Source organism: Streptomyces sp. Ru71 (assembly GCF_002920535.1).
Lineage (GTDB): Bacteria > Actinomycetota > Actinomycetes > Streptomycetales > Streptomycetaceae > Streptomyces.
In genome coordinates, this window is the sequence record NZ_PQSS01000012.1 from 63,164 (window position 1) to 84,530 (window position 21,367).

The 21,367-nt window shown below is 73.0% G+C and carries 22 protein-coding genes; 18 read left to right on the forward strand and 4 right to left on the reverse strand.

What is annotated here, in order from left to right; translation table 11 throughout:
• Positions 1-16 precede the first annotated feature (16 nt).
• Positions 17-985 (reverse strand): type I pantothenate kinase, encoded by a 969-nt coding sequence (coaA, locus tag C3489_RS10380; RefSeq protein ID WP_181139610.1) that lies wholly within the window; start codon positions 983-985, stop codon positions 17-19.
• 234 nt (positions 986-1,219) lie between these two features.
• Between coaA and C3489_RS10385 the strand changes: the two genes are divergently transcribed.
• The 4 genes from C3489_RS10385 (at position 1,220) to C3489_RS10400 (ending at position 5,910) form a co-directional block, all read left to right on the forward strand.
• Positions 1,220-2,014, forward strand: coding sequence for a hypothetical protein (locus C3489_RS10385; protein WP_103781468.1), 795 nt, complete (start codon positions 1,220-1,222; stop codon positions 2,012-2,014).
• Positions 2,015-2,206: 192 nt separating this feature from the next.
• A complete protein-coding gene (locus C3489_RS10390) occupies positions 2,207-3,406 on the forward strand; it encodes an acyltransferase (protein ID WP_103781469.1) in 1,200 nt (399 codons plus the stop codon).
• Positions 3,407-3,499: 93 nt separating this feature from the next.
• Entirely contained in the window at positions 3,500-5,347 is a 1,848-nt protein-coding gene (gene glmS / locus C3489_RS10395; protein WP_103781470.1) for a glutamine--fructose-6-phosphate transaminase (isomerizing), read from the forward strand.
• Positions 5,348-5,538: 191 nt separating this feature from the next.
• A complete protein-coding gene (locus C3489_RS10400) occupies positions 5,539-5,910 on the forward strand; it encodes a holo-ACP synthase (RefSeq protein ID WP_103781471.1) in 372 nt (123 codons plus the stop codon).
• Positions 5,911-5,932: 22 nt separating this feature from the next.
• Here the strand turns inward: C3489_RS10400 and C3489_RS10405 are convergent, their stop codons facing one another.
• Complete coding sequence (locus tag C3489_RS10405) at positions 5,933-6,475, reverse strand: GNAT family N-acetyltransferase (protein WP_103781472.1); 543 nt, start codon at positions 6,473-6,475, stop codon at positions 5,933-5,935.
• Between the two features lie 118 nt (positions 6,476-6,593).
• Here C3489_RS10405 and C3489_RS10410 point away from each other — a divergent pair, with 118 nt between their 5' ends.
• The 5 genes from C3489_RS10410 (at position 6,594) to C3489_RS38620 (ending at position 11,519) form a co-directional block, all read left to right on the forward strand.
• A complete protein-coding gene (locus C3489_RS10410) occupies positions 6,594-8,060 on the forward strand; it encodes an NAD(P)H-hydrate dehydratase (RefSeq protein ID WP_181139612.1) in 1,467 nt (488 codons plus the stop codon).
• A gap of 203 nt (positions 8,061-8,263) precedes the next feature.
• The gene (gene alr / locus C3489_RS10415) at positions 8,264-9,457 is read left to right on the forward strand and encodes an alanine racemase (protein ID WP_103781473.1); all 1,194 of its coding nucleotides are present in this window, start codon (positions 8,264-8,266) and stop codon (positions 9,455-9,457) included.
• A 31-nt stretch (positions 9,458-9,488) separates the two neighbouring features.
• Positions 9,489-10,730, forward strand: coding sequence for an alpha/beta fold hydrolase (locus tag C3489_RS10420; RefSeq protein WP_103781474.1), 1,242 nt, complete (start codon positions 9,489-9,491; stop codon positions 10,728-10,730).
• Positions 10,696-11,208 carry a tRNA (adenosine(37)-N6)-threonylcarbamoyltransferase complex ATPase subunit type 1 TsaE gene (tsaE, locus tag C3489_RS10425; RefSeq protein WP_103781475.1) on the forward strand — a complete coding sequence of 171 codons (513 nt, stop codon included), beginning with the start codon at positions 10,696-10,698 and terminating at the stop codon, positions 11,206-11,208. Before C3489_RS10420 ends, tsaE begins: the two co-directional genes overlap by 35 nt.
• A gap of 134 nt (positions 11,209-11,342) precedes the next feature.
• Complete coding sequence (locus tag C3489_RS38620; protein ID WP_181139614.1) at positions 11,343-11,519, forward strand: hypothetical protein; 177 nt, start codon at positions 11,343-11,345, stop codon at positions 11,517-11,519.
• Between the two features lie 59 nt (positions 11,520-11,578).
• Here C3489_RS38620 and C3489_RS10430 read toward each other — a convergent pair whose 3' ends face one another.
• Positions 11,579-12,136 carry a hypothetical protein gene (locus tag C3489_RS10430; RefSeq protein ID WP_103781476.1) on the reverse strand — a complete coding sequence of 186 codons (558 nt, stop codon included), beginning with the start codon at positions 12,134-12,136 and terminating at the stop codon, positions 11,579-11,581.
• A 115-nt stretch (positions 12,137-12,251) separates the two neighbouring features.
• Here C3489_RS10430 and tsaB point away from each other — a divergent pair, with 115 nt between their 5' ends.
• The 6 genes from tsaB (at position 12,252) to C3489_RS10460 (ending at position 17,701) form a co-directional block, all read left to right on the forward strand.
• A complete protein-coding gene (gene tsaB, locus C3489_RS10435; protein WP_103781477.1) occupies positions 12,252-12,908 on the forward strand; it encodes a tRNA (adenosine(37)-N6)-threonylcarbamoyltransferase complex dimerization subunit type 1 TsaB in 657 nt (218 codons plus the stop codon).
• A 20-nt stretch (positions 12,909-12,928) separates the two neighbouring features.
• Positions 12,929-13,402: a ribosomal protein S18-alanine N-acetyltransferase gene (gene rimI / locus C3489_RS10440; protein WP_103781530.1), complete on the forward strand. Its 474-nt coding sequence runs from the start codon at positions 12,929-12,931 to the stop codon at positions 13,400-13,402.
• Positions 13,395-14,480: a tRNA (adenosine(37)-N6)-threonylcarbamoyltransferase complex transferase subunit TsaD gene (tsaD, locus tag C3489_RS10445; protein ID WP_103781478.1), complete on the forward strand. Its 1,086-nt coding sequence runs from the start codon at positions 13,395-13,397 to the stop codon at positions 14,478-14,480. The genes rimI and tsaD overlap by 8 nt, the downstream gene beginning before the upstream one ends.
• A 362-nt stretch (positions 14,481-14,842) precedes the next feature.
• A complete protein-coding gene (locus C3489_RS10450; RefSeq protein WP_103781531.1) occupies positions 14,843-15,892 on the forward strand; it encodes a LacI family DNA-binding transcriptional regulator in 1,050 nt (349 codons plus the stop codon).
• Positions 15,893-16,046: 154 nt separating this feature from the next.
• Positions 16,047-16,403: a YciI family protein gene (locus C3489_RS10455; protein ID WP_103781479.1), complete on the forward strand. Its 357-nt coding sequence runs from the start codon at positions 16,047-16,049 to the stop codon at positions 16,401-16,403.
• A 44-nt stretch (positions 16,404-16,447) separates the two neighbouring features.
• Positions 16,448-17,701, forward strand: coding sequence for an RNA polymerase sigma factor (locus C3489_RS10460; RefSeq protein WP_103781480.1), 1,254 nt, complete (start codon positions 16,448-16,450; stop codon positions 17,699-17,701).
• Here C3489_RS10460 and C3489_RS10465 read toward each other — a convergent pair.
• Positions 17,698-18,867 carry a methyltransferase domain-containing protein gene (locus tag C3489_RS10465; RefSeq protein WP_103781481.1) on the reverse strand — a complete coding sequence of 390 codons (1,170 nt, stop codon included), beginning with the start codon at positions 18,865-18,867 and terminating at the stop codon, positions 17,698-17,700. The two genes, C3489_RS10460 and C3489_RS10465, sit on opposite strands and share 4 nt — an antisense overlap.
• 199 nt (positions 18,868-19,066) lie before the next feature.
• Here C3489_RS10465 and C3489_RS10470 point away from each other — a divergent pair, with 199 nt between their 5' ends.
• From C3489_RS10470 to groES, 3 genes are all read left to right on the forward strand, one after another.
• Positions 19,067-19,999 (forward strand): polysaccharide deacetylase family protein, encoded by a 933-nt coding sequence (locus tag C3489_RS10470; RefSeq protein ID WP_103781482.1) that lies wholly within the window; start codon positions 19,067-19,069, stop codon positions 19,997-19,999.
• The gene (locus tag C3489_RS10475; RefSeq protein ID WP_103781483.1) at positions 19,996-20,820 is read left to right on the forward strand and encodes a polysaccharide deacetylase family protein; all 825 of its coding nucleotides are present in this window, start codon (positions 19,996-19,998) and stop codon (positions 20,818-20,820) included. Before C3489_RS10470 ends, C3489_RS10475 begins: the two co-directional genes overlap by 4 nt.
• A 216-nt stretch (positions 20,821-21,036) precedes the next feature.
• The gene (gene groES, locus C3489_RS10480; protein WP_009190181.1) at positions 21,037-21,345 is read left to right on the forward strand and encodes a co-chaperone GroES; all 309 of its coding nucleotides are present in this window, start codon (positions 21,037-21,039) and stop codon (positions 21,343-21,345) included.
• The last annotated feature ends 22 nt before the right edge of the window (positions 21,346-21,367 follow it).

Genomic DNA, 21,367 nt, shown 5'->3' on the forward strand with positions numbered 1-21,367 from the left:
TTTGTAACAGGCGGCTCTACAGTTTCCGCAGGCTCAGGCGCTGCACCTTGTGGTCCGGGCCCTTGCGCACGACGAGGGTGGCGCGGCCCCGGGTGGGGGCGATGTTCTCGACGAGGTTCGGCTTGTTGATCGTCCGCCACATGGTGCGGGCGTAGTCGAGGGCCTCCTCCTCGGAGACCTGCGTGTACTTGCGGAAGTACGACGAGGGGTCCTGGAACGCGGTCTCGCGCAGCTTGCGGAAGCGGCTCAGGTACCAGCTCTCGATGTCCTCGGTGCGTGCGTCGACGTACACGCTGAAGTCGAAGTAGTCGGCGAGGCCGACCCGGGTGCGGCCGTCCTTGCCGGGCAGGGCCGGCTGCAGGACGTTGAGCCCTTCCACGATCAGGATGTCGGGCCGCCGTACGACGAGCTTCTCGCCGGGGACGATGTCGTAGATCAGGTGGGAGTAGACGGGCGCGGTGACCTCGTCCTTGCCGGCCTTGATGTCGGCGACGAAACGGGTCAGGGCGCGGCGGTCGTACGACTCGGGGAAGCCCTTGCGGGACATCAGGCCGCGGGCCTGGAGCTCCTTGGTCGGGAGCAGGAAGCCGTCCGTGGTGACCAGCTCGACGCGCGGGTGCTCGGGCCAGCGCGAGAGCAGGGCCTGCAGCAGGCGGGCGACCGTGGACTTCCCCACGGCGACCGAGCCGGCGACCCCTATGACGAAGGGGGTGCCGGACTGGGAACCCTGCTCGCCGAGGAAGGTGTTCAGCGCTCCTCGCAGGCCGTCGGTGGCACCCACGTAGAGGTTGAGCAGCCGGGACAGCGGCAGGTAGATGTCCCGGACCTCGTCGAGGTCGATGACGTCACCGAGGCCGCGCAGCCGCTCGACCTCCTCGGCGCTCAGCGGCAGCGGCGTCTTGTCGCGCAGCGCGCTCCACTCGGCGCGGGTGAGGTCGACGTAGGGAGTCGCCTCCGGACGGTTCCGGTGGGCGCTCCGGGGCATCGAGGAGACCGGAGAGATCACAGTCCATTGTTAACGGAGTTTGAACGCGGCGGGAGGTGGGCTGCGTCACGCCCGGGGAAGCGCCGGGTCCTCTTCTGTCCCCCGGCCGACGAGTGGATCACGTGGGCGTCACGTTCGGGTCGCGAATGAATGTTCCGATGATCATCTGTGTGCCTGCTGTGTGTAATGTTCACGCAAAATACAGCGCTGTCCTGAAGAGAGAGCAGTTCTTTCGTGAGTCTCACCACCGTTCGCCGGGCCGGTCTCGCCGCCTCGGCCGCCGCGCTCGCGCTCCTCGTCTCCGCCTGTGGTTCCGACGGCGGTGACAAGGCGGACGACGGCAAGACCGCGCAGGCCGACAAGACGGCCTCCGCGTCGCCCGCGCAGGCCCCGGCCAAGGCGCTGACCGGCGCCGAGCTGGAGAAGGCCGCGCTGACCCAGGCGGACGTCAAGAGCGGCAAGGTCTTCACCAAGGTGCCGCTCCAGGACGACATCACGCAGGCCAAGGTCAAGACCGACAAGCCGGAGTGCGCGCCGCTGGGTCACCTCCAGGCCGGGACGTACGAGGGTCAGCCCGCCGCCACCGTGAAGCGCAGCTGGCTCGCCGACCGGAAGAAGCCGGACCCGAAGGCCGGCGTCGAGGAGGCCCTGGTCGCCGGTATCGACCGGGCGAAGGCCATCGTGACGCTCGCCTCCTACGACGACGGCGGCGCCGAGAAGGCGTTCGCGGCGCTCAAGACCGCCGCGACGGCCTGCGCGAACGGCTACGCCTGGACCGTCGGCAGCGACACGACCAAGGTCGGCAAGGTCACGGCCACCACCGCGCCCCAGGGCGGTGACGAGGCCCTCGCGCTGACCCTGCTGGTGGACGCGGACGAAGGCGTCAAGGCGCCGGCCAAGGCCGTGGTCGTCCGCAAGGGCGCCACCCTCGCCTACTTCTCGGCGTACAACATGGCCTCCGCCGCGACGGGCAAGGACTGGCCGTTCCCGGACGAGATCGTCCAGGCCCAGCTCACCAAGCTCGGCTGAGCCGCACTCGCCGTTCCCACCGGGATGTCGTCACCCGGTGGGAATCCCATGACCGGCGCGTGACCGCCGTGTGCCGGTGCTGTGTGGGGTCCCCGGACGCGGGGGGCTCGGGCGTCATCCGTACCGTTCGGGATGGAACGCTGCCCGGGGGGAGGCACACGGACACGCGAGTGACGACGAAACGGTGAACGGATGAGCCAGGCGGACAGCACCCGACTCCTCGACCCGCCCACGGGCCGAAGAGGAGAGGACGGGCCGACCGCACCCGCCGTGCCCTCGCCCCCCGGGGCGCCCGCGGCCGAGCGGCGCACCGGCGGCCAGCGCCTGGCGGCACTGGACGGGCTGCGCTTCCTGGCCGCCCTCGCGGTCGTGCTGTTCCACTTCGTCGGCCAGAAGCCGTCCACGGTGGAGCACATCTGGGGCCGCCCCTACCAGAGCGTCTTCCCCGAGGCGCACGCCTACTTCGCCTACGGCCGGCTCGGCGTCGACCTGTTCTTCCTGATCAGCGGCTTCGTCATCTGCATGAGCGCCTGGGGGCGCAGCCCGCGCGACTTCTTCATCTCCCGGGTTACCCGGCTGTACCCGATGTACTGGATCTCGGTCCTCGTCGCGGCGTGCGTCGTCTTCCTCGTCGACACCCCGTTCGGGCACCCCAATCCGCGGATCGTCTTCGCCAACCTCACGATGCTCCAGCACCCGCTCGGGGTGAAGGACCTCGACTCGGTCTACTGGACCCTGTGGCCCGAGCTGTGCTTCTACCTCACCTTCGCGGTCGTGGTGTGGAAGGGCCTGACCCACCAGCGGGTGGTCGTCTTCTGCGGGCTGTGGACGGTGGCCGCGGTGCTGGCGCCCGCCGCCCACATCCCGCTGCTCACGCTGCTGGTCAACCCGGCGTCCGCGCCGTACTTCATCGCGGGCATGGCCTTCTACCTCATGCACCGGTTCCGGCCGACGCCGCTGCTGTGGGGCATCGTCGTGATGTCGTGGCTGCTCGCCCTGCACTTCCTGCTCGCCCCGGACGGCGGCCGCAACGACTGGGACGCCTGGTCGCCGTGGCGTGGCTGGCTGATCCTGGCGATCACGGCGTTCTTCGCGCTGATCGCCGTGATCGCGCTCGGCTGGACCAGCCGCATCCGCTGGCGCTGGCTGACCGTCGCCGGGACCATGACCTTCCCGCTGTATCTGCTGCACGACGTCATCGGCATGACCGTCGCCCACCACTACGGCGACCGGGTCGCGCCCTGGACGCTGGTCGGCGTCACGACCGGCGCCCTGGTCCTGCTGTCCTACCTGGCCCACCGCTTCGTCGAACGCCCCGTCGCCACCCGTATGCGGCACTGGCTGAAGTCGGCGAGCTTCGGCCTCCAGCCGCCGTCCCCGCGCCGCCGTTGACCCTTCCAGGGGGTTCGTATCCCCGTGGGAATTTCCGAATTCGGGCACGCTGAAGGGGTTTTACGGCCGTGACGGACCGTAGGCTGCGGAGCCATGTGCGGAATCGTGGGATACGTGGGGGCGCAGTCGGCGCTCGATGTGGTGATGGCCGGGCTGAAGCGGCTGGAGTACCGCGGCTACGACTCGGCGGGTGTCGCCGTGCTCGCGGACGGCGGACTGGCGGCGGCCAAGCGGGCCGGGAAGCTGGTCAACCTGGAGAAGGAGCTGCTCGAACGGCCGCTGCCGGCCGGCACGACCGGCATCGGCCACACCCGCTGGGCCACCCACGGCGGACCGACCGACGCCAACGCCCATCCGCACCTGGACAACGCGGGCCGGGTCGCGGTCGTGCACAACGGCATCATCGAGAACTTCGCGGTGCTGCGGGCGGAGCTTGAGGAGCGCGGCCACGAGCTGAGTTCGGAGACGGACACCGAGGTCGTGGCGCATCTGCTGGCCGAGGAGTACTCCTCCTGCGCCGATCTCGCGGAGGCCATGCGGCTGGTGTGCCGGCGGCTGGAGGGCGCGTTCACACTGGTCGCGGCCCACGCGGACGAGCCGGACGTGGTGGTGGGGGCGCGGCGCAACTCGCCGCTGGTGGTGGGTGTCGGGGAGGACGAGTCCTTCCTCGCCTCCGATGTCGCGGCGTTCATCGAGCACACCCGCTCCGCCATCGAGCTGGGCCAGGACCAGGTCGTGGAGCTGCGCCGGGACGGCGTGACCGTCACCGGGTTCGACGGCAGCCCGGCCGAGGTCCGCTCCTACCACGTCGACTGGGACGCCTCCGCCGCCGAGAAGGGCGGCTACGACTACTTCATGCTCAAGGAGATCGCCGAGCAGCCGAAGGCGGTCGCCGACACGCTCCTGGGCCGCATCGACCCGTCCGGCTCCCTCACCCTGGACGAGGTGCGGATCTCGGCCGCCGAACTGCGCGAGGTCGACAAGGTCGTCATCGTCGCCTGCGGTACGGCCTTCCACGCGGGGCTGATCGCCAAGTACGCCATCGAGCACTGGACGCGCATCCCGTGCGAGGTGGAGCTGGCCAGCGAGTTCCGCTACCGCGACCCGATCCTGGACGCGCAGACGCTGGTCATCGCCATCTCCCAGTCCGGCGAGACCATGGACACGCTGATGGCGCTGCGGCACGCCCGGGAGCAGGGTTCCAAGGTGCTGGCCATCTGCAACACCAACGGCTCGACCATTCCCCGCGAGTCGGACGCGGTGCTGTACACGCACGCGGGCCCCGAGGTCGCGGTGGCCTCCACGAAGGCGTTCCTGACCCAGCTGGTGGCCTGCTACCTGGTCGCCCTGTACCTGGGCCAGGTCCGGGGCACCAAGTGGGGCGACGAGATCCGGGCGGTCATCCGCGACCTGTCGAACATCACCGGCGCGGTGGAGCGGGTGCTGGAGACGATGGAACCGGTCCGTGAGCTGGCGCGCTCGCTCGCGGCCAAGAACACGGTGCTGTTCCTGGGCCGGCACGTCGGCTACCCGGTCGCGCTGGAAGGCGCCCTGAAACTCAAGGAACTGGCCTACATGCACGCCGAGGGCTTCGCGGCGGGCGAGCTGAAGCACGGGCCGATCGCGCTGATCGAGGAGGACCTGCCCGTGGTGGTGGTCGTCCCGTCCCCGCGGGGCCGGTCCGTCCTGCACGACAAGATCGTCTCCAACATCCAGGAGATCCGGGCGCGGGGTGCCCGCACGATCGTGATCGCGGAGGAGGGCGACGAGGCGGTCGTCCCCTACGCCGACCACCTGATCCGCATCCCGGCCACCCCGACGCTGCTCCAGCCCCTGGTGGCGACGGTGCCCTTGCAGGTCTTCGCGTGCGAGCTGGCCACGGCCCGGGGCAACGAGGTGGACCAGCCGCGCAACCTGGCCAAGTCGGTGACGGTGGAGTAAGGGTCCACGGGGGCACGCACGCCGCGGCGCCAGGGGGTTCGTCGGGGTGAACGCGCAGGCCACGGGCGCCCGGGCCACCCAGTGCGCCGTGTCTTCCCGGATCAGTCGGCAGAAGATGCAGTCCGTGTCGCCCGCACACTGCCACAGCCGGGACGGCATGGGGAGGGCGGCGCGGCCGTAGGCTGCTCGGCATGAGCATCATCGGGGTCGGGATCGACGTGGCCGAGATCGAGCGGTTCGCGGCGTCGCTGGAGCGCACGCCCGGGCTGGCCGACCGGCTGTTCGTGGAGCGGGAGCTGCTGCTGCCGAGCGGCGAGCGGCGCGGAGTCGCCTCGCTGGCCGTCCGCTTCGCCGCCAAGGAGGCGCTGGCCAAGGCCCTCGGGGCGCCGCCCGGACTGCACTGGACCGACGCCGAGGTGTTCGTGGAGGACAGCGGGCAGCCCCGGCTACGGGTGAAGGGCACCGTCGCCGCGCGGGCGGCCGAACTCGGGGTGCGCTCCTGGCATGTGTCGCTCAGTCACGACGCCGGGGTGGCCTCGGCGGTGGTGATCGCCGAGGGGTGACGGCGGGGCCCCGCTGGATTTCTTAGGCGTTCGCAGTCGGCTTCCAGTCCTTGGCGAGGAGCCCGAGCAGCACCTCGTCGAGGAACTCGCCCATCACCCAGGCCGAGGAGCGCAGTACGCCCTCGCGGACGAAGCCGTTGCGTTCGGCGGCGCGCAGCATCGCGGTGTTGTCGGCCAGCGTCTCGATCTGCAGCCGGTGCAGGCTGCGTACGACGAAGCCGTACTGGCACAGCGCCGCGACCACGTCGGTGCCGTAGCCCTTGCCGCGGCAGGACGGCAGCAGCCCCAGCCCGATGTGGGCGGACCGGTTGTGGTTGTCGATGCCCCACAGGGTCGCGGTGCCGATCAGCGTGTCGCCCTCCAGCTCCACCACGGAGAACGGGACGCTTCCCTGGTTCTGGTCGTCCCCCACGAGCCGCGGGTCCTTCGAGCCGGGCGCCACCGGCCGCCACGGACCGCCCTCTGCCCGCGCGGCGTTGACCACGTCGTTGTAGAGCTCTGCCCGCAGGATCGGGATGTCTTCCTCGTGCCGGGCCCTGAGCCCGATCTTGCCGCCCTTCAGCATGCGAGCTTCCTATCCGGCCCCATCTGCCGGTGGCAAACCATTAAGGAGTGGCCCCGGCCGGTGCGGCGGCGTCGCGGACGCGCGCACATCAGCCGGTTCTCGGGGCAGACTCGGGCGTATGCGTACCGCGTACAGCGTTGAGACGGTCAGGGCAGCCGAGCGGGAGCTCATGGCACGGCTACCGGAGGGCGCCCTGATGCAGCGGGCCGCCGCCGGTCTCGCCGCCGCCTGCGCCGAACTGCTCGGACGGGTGTACGGCAGCCGGGTCGTGCTGCTCGTCGGCAGCGGGGACAACGGAGGTGACGCCCTGTACGCCGGGGCGCGGCTCGCCCGGCGGGGGGCCGGCGTCACCGCCGTACTGCTCACGCCCGGACGGGCACACGCCGGAGGGCTGGCCGCGCTGCGCCGGGCCGGCGGCCGGGTCACCGGCACGGACGGCGCCGAGCGGCTGATCGAGCACGCCGACCTCGTCCTGGACGGGATCGTCGGGATCGGAGGGAAGGGCGGGCTGCGGCCGGACGCGGTGCCGCTCGCCGTCGCCGCCGAGCGGGCGCGGGCCGCCGTCGTCGCCGTCGACCTGCCGAGCGGGGTGGACGTGGACACCGGGGAGGTGCGGGGCGCCGCCGTGCGGGCCGACCTGACCGTCACCTTCGGCACGCACAAGCCGGGGCTGCTGGTCGATCCGGCGCGGGAGTACGCGGGCAGCGTCCGGCTGGTCGACATCGGGCTCACGCTGCCCGAGCGGGCCGAACTGGAGGCGCTGCAGCACGCCGACGTGGCCCGGCTGCTGCCGGTGCCGGCCGCGGAGAGCGACAAGTACCGGCGCGGCGTCGTCGGGATCGCCGCCGGGTCGGCGCGCTATCCGGGGGCCGCGGTGCTCGCCGTGTCGGGGGCGCTGCGGGGTGGCGCAGGGGCCGTGCGGTACGTCGGGCCCGCGGGCGACGCCGTCATCGCGCGCTTCCCGGAGACGCTCGTGTCCGACCAGGGGCCCAGGAAGGCGGGGCGCGTACAGGCGTGGGTCGTCGGGCCGGGGGCCGGGGACGACGCGGGGACGGTGGCCGAGGTGGTGGAGACCGACGTACCGGTGCTGATCGACGCGGACGGGCTGCGGCTCGCCGACCGTGAGGCGGTACGCGCGCGTACGGCGCCGACGCTGATGACCCCGCACGCCGGGGAGGCCGCGGCGCTGCTCGGTGTCGCGCGTGAGGAGGTCGAGGGGGCGCGGCTCGCGGCGGTGCGGGAGCTGGCGGGGCGGTATCGGGCGACGGTGCTGCTGAAGGGGTCGACCACGCTGGTCGCCGACCCCGGGGGCGGGGCCGTACGGGTGAACTCGACGGGGACGCCGTGGCTGGCGACCGCGGGGAGCGGGGATGTGCTGTCGGGGCTGACGGGGTCGTTGCTGGCGGCGGGGCTTTCGGCGCGGGACGCGGGGAGTGCGGGGGCGTATCTGCACGGGCTCGCGGGGCGGTTCGCGGCACGGGGGGTGCCGGTGGGTGCGCATGACGTGGCGTCGGCGATTCCTTTGGCTTGGCGGGATGTGCGGGGTTCTGGCCGGCCGGGGGTTGGGTCAGCGGGGCGGCGTTGAGTGCTGACCGGTGTCGGGGTGACCGCCGTAGGTCGCGCAGCCCGGCGCGACGGGGTGCAGCTGCGCCCACCCGTGCCGCCCTGGGGGTACCCCCTGCTCGAAGAGCTTGGGGGAGGCACGAATGCCCGCAGCTACGTACGTACGAGGGCCCGCGCCACCGGCGCGGCGAGCCCGTTTCGCCGCTCTGAGAGACTGGGGGCGCGATGAGTGAGACTGCGATGGCGTGGAGCGGGCCCCTGCGTGCCCGTGCCGAGATCGATCTGGCCGCCCTGCGGGCCAATGTGCGCACCCTGCGCGCGAAGGCGCCGGGCGCTGCCTTCATGGCCGTGGTCAAGGCCGACGGGTACGGCCACGGCGCGATCCCGTGCGCCCGCGCCGCCGTCGCGGCCGGTGCCACCTGGATCGGCACCGCCACGCCCGAGGAGGCCCTCGCCGTACGAGCACCGGAGTCCGGCATTCCGGCAGACGTCCGGGTGATGTGCTGGCTGTGGACCCCCGGCGGGCCCTGGCGGCAGGCGATCGAGGCCGGCATCGACATCTCGGTCAGCGGAATGTGGGCGCTGCGCGAGCTCCTTGACGCGGCGCGCACCGCCACCCGCCCCGCCCGCGTGCAGCTCAAGGCCGACACCGGCCTCGGGCGCAACGGCTGCCAGCCCGCCGACTGGCCCGAACTGGTCGGCGCTGCCCTCGACGCCGAGCGTGCGGGCGTCGTCCGGGTCACCGGACTGTGGTCGCACTTCGCGTGCGCCGACGAGCCCGGGCACCCCTCCATCGCCGCCCAGCTCGCCCGCTTCCGGGAGATGACGGCGTACGCCGAGGAGCGGGGCGTACGCCCCGAGGTGCGGCACATCGCCAACTCGCCCGCGATGCTCACGCTTCCCGAGACGCACTTCGACCTGGTACGTCCCGGTATCGCCATGTACGGCGTCTCGCCAAGCCCCGAACTCGGCACCCCCGCCGACTTCGGGCTGCGCCCGGTGATGACCCTGTCCGCCTCGCTGGCCCTGGTGAAGCAGGTGCCCGGCGGGCACGGCGTCAGCTACGGGCACCACTACGTCACCCCCGGCGAGACCACCCTGGGCCTCGTCCCGCTCGGCTACGGCGACGGCATCCCGCGGCACGCCTCCGGCGCCGGACCGGTGCTGGTGGACGGCAAGTGGCGCACGGCCGCCGGGCGGATCGCCATGGACCAGTTCGTCGTCGACCTCGGCGGCGACACGCCCGAGCCAGGCAGCGAGGCCGTCCTGTTCGGGCCGGGCGACCGCGGCGAGCCGACCGCCGAGGACTGGGCGCAGGCCGCCGGCACCATCGCGTACGAGATCGTCACGCGCATCGGGGCGCGCGTTCCCCGCGTCTATGTGAACGAGGAACCGGTCGCGCGACCCGGCGACGAGTGACCAGCAGCAGCCCGGTGAAGAGGAGCGGTACGTGAGCGAGAGCCCTGTGGAGTCCGCCGTGTCCGCCGCGGCCGCCGCGGCCGCCGTGGGCGGCTCCGGCTGGCGCCGGGCCACCGGCATCGCGGGCGCCGCGATAGGTGTGCTCGCCGCGGGCGCGGCCGCCGGCGTCGCCATAGAGCGGATGACCGTCGGCCGCGGCATGCGCGCCAAGGCCCGGCTCGCCCTCGACTCCGCCGGCCCCTACGGCGCGCTGCGCGGCACCCCCGGCAAGGCGTACGCCGACGACGGCACCGAGCTGTACTACGAGGTCGACGACGTCGAGCCCGAGGGCGGCTCCGCACCCCGGCGCCGGCGGCTGTTCGGCCGCAAGGCGCCGGCCCCCGTCACCGTCGTCTTCAGCCACGGCTACTGCCTCAACCAGGACTCCTGGCACTTCCAGCGGGCCGCGCTGCGCGGGGTCGTGCGGACCGTGCACTGGGACCAGCGCAGCCACGGGCGCTCCGGGCGCGGGGTGGCGCAGACCGAGGGCGACACGGCGCTCACCATCGACCAGCTGGGGCAGGACCTGAAGGCCGTCCTCGACGCGGCCGTGCCGGAGGGGCCGATCGTGCTCGTCGGGCACTCCATGGGCGGTATGACGGTGATGGCGCTGGCCGCGCAGTACCCCGAGCTGATCCGCGACCGCGTCGTCGCCACCGCGTTCGTGGGGACGTCGTCCGGGCGGCTGGGCGAGGTCAACTTCGGTCTTCCGGTCGCCGGCGTCAACGCCGTACGGCGGGTGCTGCCGGGCGTGCTGAAGGCGCTGGGGCAGCGGGCGGAGCTGGTGGAGAAGGGGCGGCGGGCGACCGCCGACCTGTTCGCCGGGATCATCAAGCGGTACTCGTTCGCCTCCCGGGACGTCGACCCGGCCGTCGCCCGGTTCGCCGAGCGGATGATCGAGGGCACCCCGATCGACGTGGTCGCCGAGTTCTACCCGGCGTTCACCGACCACGACAAGACCGAGGCGCTGGCCTGCTTCCGCGACAAGCCGGTGCTGGTGCTGGCCGGGGTGGACGACCTGGTCACGCCGAGCGAGCACAGCGAGGCCATCGCCGACCTGCTGCCCGAGGCCGAGCTGGTGCTGGTGCCGGACGCCGGGCACCTGGTGATGCTGGAACACCCGGAAGTGGTCACCGACCGCCTCGCCGACCTCCTCACCCGTGCGGGTGCCGTGCCGGCAGGAGCTACCGTGAATGGCTATGGAAGCACCAGCAGCACCGCACAACCCGGCTGAGACCGAGCTGACCGTCACGTCCCCCGAGCAGATGCGGGAGCTGGGCCGCCGGCTCGCCAAGCTGCTGCGCGCCGGTGACCTCGTGATGCTCTCCGGGGAGCTGGGCGCGGGCAAGACCACTCTGACGCGCGGCCTCGGCGAGGGGCTCGGCGTGCGGGGCGCGGTCACCTCGCCGACGTTCGTGATCGCCCGTGTGCACCCTTCGCTGGGTGACGGTCCGCCCCTGGTCCACGTCGACGCCTACCGGCTGAACGGCGGGCTGGACGAGATGGAGGACCTGGACCTGGACGTCTCGCTGACCGACTCGGTGATCGTCGTGGAGTGGGGAGAGGGCAAGGTCGAGGAGCTGACCGAGGACCGGCTCCAGGTCGTCATCCACCGCGCCGTGGGCGACACCACGGACGAGGTGCGGCACGTGACGCTCACCGGTCTGGGCGAACGCTGGGCGGGGGCGGATCTGAGCGTGCTGGCGGCCTGACGGCCGCGCTCGTACGTTCCGACACAGTGTCGGCAAGATGTTGCGCCCGGGGTCGGGGGCGTGGTCACATGGTATCCAGCTCGTAGTTAGGTGTGCCTAACTACGCCCGCCCCCGACCCTCAGGAGGCGCCCCAATGTCCGCTGCCGAAACCCCCGAGCCGCAGCACCACCCCGCCCCGAGCGCGCTGCCCTCGGTGTCCATGCGCGAGCTGCTGGCCTCCTGCGCGGCAGCGGCCGCGGTGTCCCGCCCGCCCCGGGAGCCGGAGCCGGACCGCACGTCCCACGACACGGGCCGCCGCGCGGCGGCCTAGCGGATCACCCCCGGGCCCTGGCCGATTCACCCCCAGGCCGCCGCGCGGTCCGACGCGGCCTAGCGGATCACCACCACCCGGCGTCCGATCGTCGCGAAGCGCCACATCGCGTCGCCGTCCGGGCGGGACTCGCGGACGCCGCCCGTCCTGACGCCGTCGTCGGGCGCCTGCGTCGGCGGGCCCACCCGCGCGCTGAACCCGATCGCCACGCCGCCCACGCTCGTGAAGCGGACGACGTGCTCGACGGGGATGCCGTCCGTGCCGGTGACCTCGCCCGAGCGGGAGGTGACCATGTAGACGCCCGGCGCCGGGTCCACGCTGCCGGGCTCCACCCGGAACGTGCGCCGGACGTCGTTCCCCTCCTCGACCAGCCACACCCGGTCGTCGTCCAGTGAGTACACGACCCGCGGCCCGCTGCCGGTGCCGTCGGGCAGCGCCGTCGGGTTCTTCTTGTCCCGCGGCGCCTTGGAGGCGCTCACCGCGGGCGGCACGGTCGGCTTCGCGGTGTCGCCCGGCCCGGCCGGTCCCCTCGCCGACGCCTGCCAGCCGAGGAAGCCGACCGTCGCGAGGGCCGCCGCGGTGAGCCCGGCCACGATCCCCGCGCTGCTGCTTGCCACCCTCGTCCACCTCGCCACAAATGCCAAGAAAACGGTCGTCCCGGCGACGGTAGCAGCCGCTGCCCGCCCCTCCCGCGCGTCCGACACGGGCCCCGTGGCGCCGTAGGCTGTTTGCGTGCTCTTGCTCGCTCTGGATACCGCCACACCCGCCGTCACCGTCGCGCTGCACGACGGTACGGACGTCATCGCCTCTACGAGTCAGGTGGACGCGCGCCGGCACGGCGAGCTGCTGCTGCCGGCCGTGGACCGTGTGCTCGCCGAGGCCGGACTGAAGCTGGACGCCGTCACCGACATCGCCGTCGGCATCGGCCCGGGCCCGTACACCGGGCTGCGCGTGGGCCTGATGACCGCCGACACCTTCGGCCTCGCGCTCGGCGTGCCCGTGCACGGTGTGTGCACGCTGGACGGTCTGGCCTTCGCCGCCGACCTCGACTCCGGCCCCTTCGTCGTGGCGACCGACGCCCGGCGCAAGGAGGTCTACTGGGCCATGTACGCCGACTCCCGCACCCGGCTGACCGACCCGGCCGTGGACCGGCCCGCCGACATCGCCGACCGGGTCGCCGGTCTCCCGGCCGTCGGCGCGGGCGCGCTGCTGTACCCGGACACCTTCCCGCAGGTCCACGAACCCGAGCACGTCTCCGCCGCCGCGCTGGCCCGGCTCGCCGCCGGGAAGCTGGCCGCCGGCGAGGAGCTCGACAAGCCGCGACCGCTGTATCTGCGCCGGCCCGACGCCCAGGTCCCCAAGAACTACAAGGTGGTCACCCCCAAGTGACCGACACCGTGCTGCGCGAGATGCGCTGGTGGGACATCGATCCCGTGCTGGAGCTGGAGCGCGACCTGTTCCCGGAGGACGCCTGGTCGCGTGGCATGTTCTGGTCCGAGCTCGCCCACTCCCGGGGGCCCGGGGCGAGCCGGCGCTACGTCGTGGCCCAGGCCGGGGAGCGGATCGTCGGCTACGCCGGGCTCGCCTCCTCCGGGGAGCAGGCCGACGTGCAGACCATCGCCGTCGCCCGCGACCAGCAGGGCACCGGGCTCGGCAGCCGGCTGCTGACCGAGCTGCTGCGGGCCGCGACCGCCTTCGAGTGCGCCGAGGTGATGCTGGAGTGCCGGGTGGACAACACCCGCGCGCAGAAGCTCTACGAGCGCTTCGGCTTCGAGCCCATCGGCTTCCGGCGCGGCTACTACCAGCCCGGCAACGTGGACGCCCTGGTGATGCGCCTGACCGACCCTTCTTCCTCCGTACAAGGAACCGAGATCAATGGCTGACGAACCCCTGGTCCTGGGGATCGAGACCTCCTGTGACGAGACCGGCGTCGGCGTCGTCCGCGGCACCACCCTGCTGGCCGACGCCGTCGCCTCCAGCGTCGACGAGCACGCCCGCTTCGGCGGTGTCGTCCCCGAGGTCGCCTCCCGCGCCCACCTGGAGGCGATGGTCCCCACCATCGACCGCGCGCTGAAGGAGGCCGGCGTCAGCGCCAAGGACCTCGACGGCATCGCCGTCACCGCCGGTCCCGGCCTGGCCGGCGCCCTGCTGGTCGGTGTGTCGGCGGCCAAGGCGTACGCCTACGCCCTCGGCAAGCCGCTGTACGGCGTCAACCACCTCGCCTCGCACATCTGCGTGGACCAGCTGGAGCACGGTCCTCTGCCCGAGCCGACGATGGCGCTGCTGGTCTCCGGCGGCCACTCCTCGCTGCTGCTGTCCTCCGACATCACCTCCGACGTCCGCCCGATGGGCGCGACCATCGACGACGCGGCCGGCGAGGCCTTCGACAAGATCGCCCGCGTGCTGAACCTGGGCTTCCCCGGCGGCCCGGTCATCGACCGGTACGCGCGCGAGGGTGACCCGGAGGCGATCGCGTTCCCGCGCGGTCTGACCGGGCCGCGCGACCCGGCGTACGACTTCTCCTTCTCCGGGCTGAAGACGGCCGTCGCCCGCTGGATCGAGGCCAGGCGGGCCGCGGGCGAGGAGGTGCCGGTGCGCGATGTCGCCGCGTCCTTCCAGGAGGCCGTGGTGGACGTGCTCACTCGCAAGGCCGTGCGGGCCTGCAAGGACGAGGGCGTCGACCACCTGATGATCGGCGGCGGCGTGGCCGCCAACTCCCGGCTGCGCGCGCTGGCCCAGGAGCGCTGCGAGAAGGCCGGCATCCGGCTGCGCGTGCCGCGCCCCAAGCTGTGCACGGACAACGGCGCGATGGTCGCGGCGCTCGGCGCCGAGATGGTGGCCCGCAACCGGGCGGCGTCCAGCTGGGACCTGTCGGCGGACTCCTCGCTGCCGGTGACGGACCCGCATGTGCCCGGCCACGACCATGTGCACGAGGTCAGCAAGGACAACCTGTACTCATGACGGTCGCGCTGATGTGGGAGGCGCGGGCGGCCGAGGGCCGGGGTGGGGAGTTGCTTGCCTGGGCGCGGGCGCAGGAGCTGGCCGCCGAGCCGTTGCGCCGGGAGACCTTTCGCGCCCCGCAGGACAGGGTGCTGGTCATCACCTGGTGGGACGCCCCGTACGACGCCGACCTGCCCGAACTTCCCGAGCCCGACGGTGAGTTGGTGCAGCGCGCGGTGCATCGGTGGCGGTTCGAGTCGGCGGGGAGGGCTGACCGGAGGGCCCCGAGCCTCGAATGTTTCGCCTTCGGTGGCGCAGCTTTTGGTGAACCGGTACGCCGTCAGGGCTACGTCACAGGCGCCCGCGGGGATACGATCGCGGCCATGACTGCCCCGGAGCCCGCCGAAACACCGACCAGAGGCCGGTCCAGCCAGACCGCGACGCTCGCCGAGATCGCCCGCGAGGCCGGCGTGTCGGCCCCGACAGTTTCGAAGGTCCTCAACGGCCGCGCCGATGTCGCCCCGGCCACCCGCAGCCGGGTCGAGGAGCTGCTGCGCGCCCACGGCTACCGGCGCCGGCGGGCCGAGGCCGGCCGCTCGCCGCTGATCGACCTGGTCTTCCACGAGCTGGAGAGCGCCTGGGCGATGGAGGTCATCCGGGGCGTGGAGAACGTCGCCCGGGACGCCGGTCTGAGCGTGGTGCTCAGCGAGAGCGCCGGCCGGCTCACGCCCGGGCGGACCTGGGCCGACCAGGTCGCCGCGCGCCGCCCGCACGGGGTGATCCTCGTGCTGTCCGACCTCGACGAGTCCCAGCGGGCGCTGCTGACCAGCCGGTCCATCCCGTTCGTGGTGATGGACCCGGCCGGCGACCCCGGCGCCGATGTGCCGTCCATCGGCGCCACCAACTGGCAGGGGGGCCTGGCCGCCACCCGCCATCTGATCGATCTCGGCCACACCCGGATCGGCGCGATCAGCGGACCGCTGCGGATGATGTGCAGCCGCGCCCGCGTCGACGGCTACCGGGCCGCGCTGGAGACCGCCGGGCTGCCCGCCGACCCGGCGCTGGTCAAGACCGGCGACTTCCACCACGAGGCCGGCTACCGGCTCGGCCGTGAGCTGCTGCGGCTGCCCGAGCGGCCGACGGCCGTCTTCGCCGGCAACGACCTGCAGGCGCTCGGCCTGTACGAGGCCGCGCGCGAGCTGGGCCTGCGCATCCCCGAGGACCTGAGCGTGGTCGGCTTCGACGATCTGCCGGTGGCCCGCTGGGTGGGGCCGCCGCTGACGACCGTACGGCAGCCGCTGACGGAGATGGCCGAGGCGGCGGCCCGGCTGGTGCTGGAGCTGGGGCGCGGCGAGGAGGCGCCGGTGGCCAGCCGGGTGGAGCTCGCCACCAGCCTGGTGGTCCGGGCGAGCACCGGGGCGCCGGCGGCCTGACGGTGACGGGGCACCTCCCCGTACCGGCCGTGAGATGGGGCTGAAAAAGAAGCCGGAAAAAAATCCGGCGGGGGTGTCGATCCCGTCGTCTCCCGTTCGACGCAGGGGTGAGAGGCCGGGAAGCACCCGGCCGCGAGGACACCGAGGAGTCACCATGCCCCGCTACCTGTCGCTCGTGCGGATCGACGAGAACAACGCGCCCGCCGGCGGCCCCAGCGCCGAGCTGATGCAGCGCATGGGGGAGCTGATCGAGGAGATGACCAAGGCCGGCGTGCTGCTCGACACCGCCGGGCTGACCCCGAGCGCCCAGGGCACCCGGGTGCACTACGAGGGCGGGCAGCTCTCCCTCACCGACGGGCCGTTCACCGAGACCAAGGAGGTCATCGGCGGCTACGCGCTGATGCAGTGCAAGGACAAGGCCGAGGCCGTCGAGTGGACCAAGCGGTTCCTGAAGGTCCACGAGGCGGAGTGGACGGTCACCTGCGAGCTGCGGGAGGTCATGGAGGGCTGAGTTCCGCTTGGACGGCGGCCCCGTCGGGTGTTCGATGGTGGGCTGTGACCGCACAGCCCACCGCCGACCCGCGCGGTGCCATCGAGACCGTCTTCCGGCTGGAGTCGCCGCGGGTCATCGCGGCCGTCGCCCGGATCGTCCGCGACGTCGGCGTCGCCGAGGAACTCGCCCAGGACGCCCTCGTCGCCGCCCTGGAGCAGTGGCCGCGCGACGGAGTGCCCGACAACCCGGGCGCCTGGCTGACCACCACCGCCCGCCGCCGCGCCGTCGACCTGATCCGGCGCCGGGAGAACCACGCCCGCAAGCTGGCGGAGATCGGCCGCGGACTGGAGACTGCGGTTCCGGCCGAGGAGCCCGCCGACCCCGACGCCATCGACGACGACCTGCTCCGCCTCGTCTTCACCGCCTGCCACCCGGTGCTGTCCGCCGAGGCCCGCATCGCGCTCACCCTGCGCCTCCTCGGCGGTCTGACCACCGCCGAGATCGCCCGCGCCTTCCTGGTGCCCGAGCCGACCGTCGCCCAGCGGATCGTGCGCGCCAAACGGACCCTGGCCGCGAAGAAGGTCGCCTTCGAGGTGCCCTACGGCCCCGACCGCGCCGCCCGCCTCGGCTCGGTCCTCGACGTCATCTACCTGATCTTCAACGAGGGGTACGCGGCCACCGCCGGCGACGACTGGCTGCGCCCGGCGCTGTGCGAGGACGCGCTGCGGCTGGCCCGTCAGCTCGCCCAGCTGATGCCGAAGGAGGCGGAGGTGCACGGGCTGGCGGCGCTGCTGGAGTTCCAGTCCGCCCGGGCCGCCGCGCGCACCGGACCGAACGGCGAGCCGGTCCTGCTCAGGGACCAGAACCGCACCCGCTGGAACCGCCTGCTCATCGCCCGCGGCGTGGCCGCGCTGGGCCGCGCCGAGGCCGCCGCCGACGGTCCCCCCGGGCCGTACGCCCTGCAGGCGGCCATCGCCGCCTGCCACGCCCGCGCGCTCACCTACGAGGACACCGACTGGGCGGCCATCGCGACCCTGTACGGCCTGCTCGCCGCCCGCGCCCCCTCGCCGGTCGTGGAACTGAACCGTGCGGTGGCCGTGTCCATGGCGGACGGCCCGGGTCCGGCCCTGGAGATCGTCGACGCCCTCGCGGACCGGCTGCCCGGCTACCACCTGCTGCCCAGCGTCCGCGGCGACCTGCTGGAGCGCCTGGGCCGTACGGCCGAGGCCCGCGCGGAGTTCGAACGCGCGGCGTCCCTGACCGGCAACCAACGGGAACGGGAGCTGCTGCGCAGGCGCGCGGCCGAGTGCGGTTAGGCCGGCCGGCCGAGCAGCATGGTGGGGGCGCCCGCGACGCGCGTGAGGAAGACCGTGACCGCGTGTGTCCCGTGCGGCTTCGGCAGCACCTTGCGGCGCAGCTCCTCCGGCTCGACCGCCGAGCCCCGCTTCTTCACGGTCAGCACACCCACCTCACGCTCCCGCAGCAGCGCCTTCAGCTTCTTGACGTTGAAGGGGAGCCGGTCGGTGATCTCGTAGGCCGAGGCGTACGGCGTCTCCCGCAGCTCGTCGGAGGTGACGTAGGCGATCGTCGGGTCCAGCAGTCCGCCGTCGACCTCCTCGGCGACCTCGGCGACCAGGTGGGCGCGGATGACGGCGCCGTCGGGCTCGTAGAGGTAGCGCCCGACGGGGCGGACGGCGGGATCGGGCAGGCCGCGGCCGGGCAGTGTGTACGGCCCCGGCAGCAGCGTCGCCCGTACCGTTCCCGGCGCGTCGGTGCCGAACCACAGCACCGCCTCCTTCACATCGCCGCCGTCGGAGATCCACTCCGCCTCGGCCTCGGCCGGGACCGCCTCGTGCGGGATGCCGGGGGCGATCTTCAGCGCGGCGTGCGGAGCCTGGAGCGCCGCCCGCACGGCCCAGGACAGGGGAGGCGAGTAGGCCTCCGGGTCGAAGATGCGGCCGCGGCCGCCGCGCCGGGCCGGGTCCACGAACACCGCGTCGTAGCCGGCGGTGTCCACCTCGGTGACGTCCGCCTCCCGTACCTCGATCAGGTCGGTGAGCCCGAGCGCCTCGGCGTTGGCGCGGGCCGCCGCCGCCGTCAGCGGGTCGCGGTCCACGGCGAGGACGCGGATGCCGGCGCGGGCGAGGGCGAGCGCGTCGCCGCCGATGCCGCAGCACAGGTCGGCGACGGAGGTGACGCCCAGGTCCTTCATCCGGGCCGCCCGGTACGCGGCGACGCTCGCCCGCGTGGACTGCTCGACGCCGTGGGGCGTGAAGAACATCCGCGCGGCGTCCTCGGCCCCGAACTTCGCCACCGCCCGCTGCCGCAGCCGCGCCTGGCCGAGCGCGGCCGACACCAGCTCCGCCGGGTGCTCCCGGCGCAGCCGGGTGGCGACGGCGAGCTCGTCGGCGGGGTCGGTGTCGCGCACCTGGTCGAGCAGAGCGCGGCCTTCGGGGGTGAGGAGCGGGGCGAGGTCGTTCACCGGGTCATTGTCGGCCAGCGGGCGGGGAGTGCGGGCGGCGGGCGGCGGGCGGCGGTGCGGGCCCGGCGGGGCGGGGCTGGGTGTGGGCTGCGGGCGGCTGTCCCGGCGGCCCGTGGGTGTGGGCCAGTCGGTGGATGGTGGGCGGTGGCCGGTGGTGTCGGGGCGGCTCGGGGGAGGCGGGCTGCCAGGATCCGGGTCCATGCGAGTAGTCGTACAAAATGACAAAAACAGGACCCGTAGGCACGGTGTCCTCCGCGGCGGCCTCGCCGCGCTCGCGGCCGCCGCCCTCGCCTCCGGCTGCGCCCCCGGCGCGGGCCCGGACGTCGACCCGGCCGCCGGTCAGCAGCGGGCCCTGCAGGCGCCCCCGGCGCGCGCCCTCGACTCCTACGCCACGAAGCTGCGCGCCCAGCAGGCCGCCCGCGCGGCGGCCGCCCGGCGCTGGGGCCTGTCCGAGGTGCCGCTGGCCGCTCCGCCGCCGCCCCGGCAGAAGCCGAGGATCCACACCCGTCAGGGCTTCGAGGTCACCGACCACGAGGAACTCGGCCTGCCCCCGGTCTTCACCCGCATCCCGACCGACCAGAAGATCGTCTTCCTCACGATCGATGACGGCGCGGAGAAGGACCCGGCGTTCCTGCGCATGATGAGCGACCTGCGCATCCCGTACACCGCCTTCCTCAGCAACTACCTGATCAAGGACGACTACGGCTACTTCAAGAAGATGCAGGCCAGGGGCGTGACCCTGAACAACCACACGCTGCACCACCCCTACCTGCCGGGCCTGTCCTACGCCGAGCAGAAGCACGAGATCTGCGACATGCAGGACGTCATCGCGCGGCACTACGGCAAGCGCCCGACCGTCTTCCGCCCGCCGTACGGCAACTACAACCAGGACACGCTGCGTGCCGCTAAGTCCTGCGGGATCAAGTACGCCCCACTCTGGGACGAGGAGGTTTTCGTCGACCACTGGGAGTACCGCGAGTGGGACCGGGACCTCCACCCCGGCGACATCGTCCTGACGCACTTCCGCGGCCGGGACGACTGGAAGGGCACCATGCCCGACATGGTCCGCCGGTTCCTGAAGAAGGTGACGGACAAGGGGTACGCGGTGGCACGCCTGGAGGACTACCTGTGAGGACGCGGGGGCTGGTGGCCGGATTCCTGGCGGCGGTGGTCTGCCTGACGGGGTGCCTGACGGGGTGCGCCCAGTCGGTCGACCCGATCGAACGGCTCGGCAAGAAGGCGGCGGAACGGGTCGGCACGCACGCCCCCGCCGCCGAGCCGCCGTACCGCCGCTGGGGTCTGGAACGGCCGCCGGCCCCCGCGCCCTCACCGGCCTCGCGCCGCGTTCCGCTCGCCGCGGGCTCCGGGCTGCCGGCCGTCGTCGACCGGGTGCCGACCCGCGACAAGGTCGTCTTCCTCACCTACGACGACGGCGCCGAACGCGACCCCCGGTTCGTGGGCCTGGTCCGCGAACTGCGCCTGCCGGTGGCCATGTTCCTCACCGACAGCGTGGTCGGGCCGGGGTACGCGCACTTCGGGCGGCTGCGGGCGGTGGGCGCGACGCTGGAGAACCACACGCTCGACCACCCCGCCATGCGGGGCCTGCCGTACGCCGGGCAGCGCGCCGAGATCTGCGGGCAGCAGCGCAAGCTCCACGACCGCTTCGGCGTGCGCCCCCGCCTCTTCCGCCCGCCCTACGGCGCCTACGACGCGACGACCCTGCGGGCGGCGGCCGACTGCGGCATCTCGGCCATCGTGCTGTGGCGGGTGTCGCTGGAGGGCGACGGCAACCTGGCGTACGCCGGCGGCGAGCACCGCCTGACCCCGGGCGACATCATCGCCGTCGACCCGGACGAGACCTCGGGCCCGACCCTGCGCGCGCGCACGGTACGTCTGCTGCGCCGGATCCAGGCTGCGGGACTGACCGTGGGCCGCCTGGAGGACTACCTGTAGCGGGGCGCCCGGGGCGCGCGTCGGCGGACGCGCCGCACGGCAATTGGCACTCCGCTTGACCGAGTGCTAATCGCAGTCATAGTCTCGGCTCTGGCACTCCCCCCTGGAGAGTGCCAAACACGCGACGGGCAGGTCCGGCACCCGCGACGACGGATCGACCTGGTCGCCACCTCAGACAGTTAACCCCGTGAGATCTCCGAAGGGGGAGGTCGGATCGTGACGACCGCCAGCTCCAAGGTTGCCATCAAGCCGCTTGAGGACCGCATCGTGGTCCAGCCGCTCGACGCCGAGCAGACCACGGCCTCTGGCCTGGTCATTCCGGACACCGCCAAGGAGAAGCCCCAGGAGGGCGTCGTCCTGGCCGTGGGCCCGGGCCGCTTCGAGGACGGCAACCGTCTGCCGCTCGACGTCAAGGTCGGCGACGTGGTGCTCTACAGCAAGTACGGCGGCACCGAGGTGAAGTACAACAACGAGGAGTACCTCGTTCTCTCGGCCCGCGACGTGCTCGCGATCATCGAGAAGTAAGCACGCTTCACCCGAAGTTCTG

Bases quoted from the DNA above. Each gene is read 5' to 3' on its own strand.
- tsaE (WP_103781475.1), top strand. From the start codon at position 10,696: ATGGAAGCACCAGCAGCACCGCACAACCCGGCTGAGACCGAGCTGACC.
- C3489_RS10390 (WP_103781469.1), top strand. From the start codon at position 2,207: ATGAGCCAGGCGGACAGCACCCGACTCCTCGACCCGCCCACGGGCCGA.
- C3489_RS10405 (WP_103781472.1), bottom strand. From the start codon at position 6,475: ATGCTGAAGGGCGGCAAGATCGGGCTCAGGGCCCGGCACGAGGAAGAC.
- tsaD (WP_103781478.1), top strand. From the start codon at position 13,395: ATGGCTGACGAACCCCTGGTCCTGGGGATCGAGACCTCCTGTGACGAG.
- alr (WP_103781473.1), top strand. From the start codon at position 8,264: ATGAGTGAGACTGCGATGGCGTGGAGCGGGCCCCTGCGTGCCCGTGCC.
- C3489_RS10470 (WP_103781482.1), top strand. From the start codon at position 19,067: ATGCGAGTAGTCGTACAAAATGACAAAAACAGGACCCGTAGGCACGGT.
- C3489_RS10400 (WP_103781471.1), top strand. From the start codon at position 5,539: ATGAGCATCATCGGGGTCGGGATCGACGTGGCCGAGATCGAGCGGTTC.
- C3489_RS10450 (WP_103781531.1), top strand. From the start codon at position 14,843: ATGACTGCCCCGGAGCCCGCCGAAACACCGACCAGAGGCCGGTCCAGC.
- glmS (WP_103781470.1), top strand. From the start codon at position 3,500: ATGTGCGGAATCGTGGGATACGTGGGGGCGCAGTCGGCGCTCGATGTG.
- coaA (WP_181139610.1), bottom strand. From the start codon at position 985: ATGCCCCGGAGCGCCCACCGGAACCGTCCGGAGGCGACTCCCTACGTC.
- rimI (WP_103781530.1), top strand. From the start codon at position 12,929: ATGCGCTGGTGGGACATCGATCCCGTGCTGGAGCTGGAGCGCGACCTG.
- C3489_RS10455 (WP_103781479.1), top strand. From the start codon at position 16,047: ATGCCCCGCTACCTGTCGCTCGTGCGGATCGACGAGAACAACGCGCCC.
- C3489_RS10410 (WP_181139612.1), top strand. From the start codon at position 6,594: ATGCGTACCGCGTACAGCGTTGAGACGGTCAGGGCAGCCGAGCGGGAG.
- C3489_RS38620 (WP_181139614.1), top strand. From the start codon at position 11,343: ATGTCCGCTGCCGAAACCCCCGAGCCGCAGCACCACCCCGCCCCGAGC.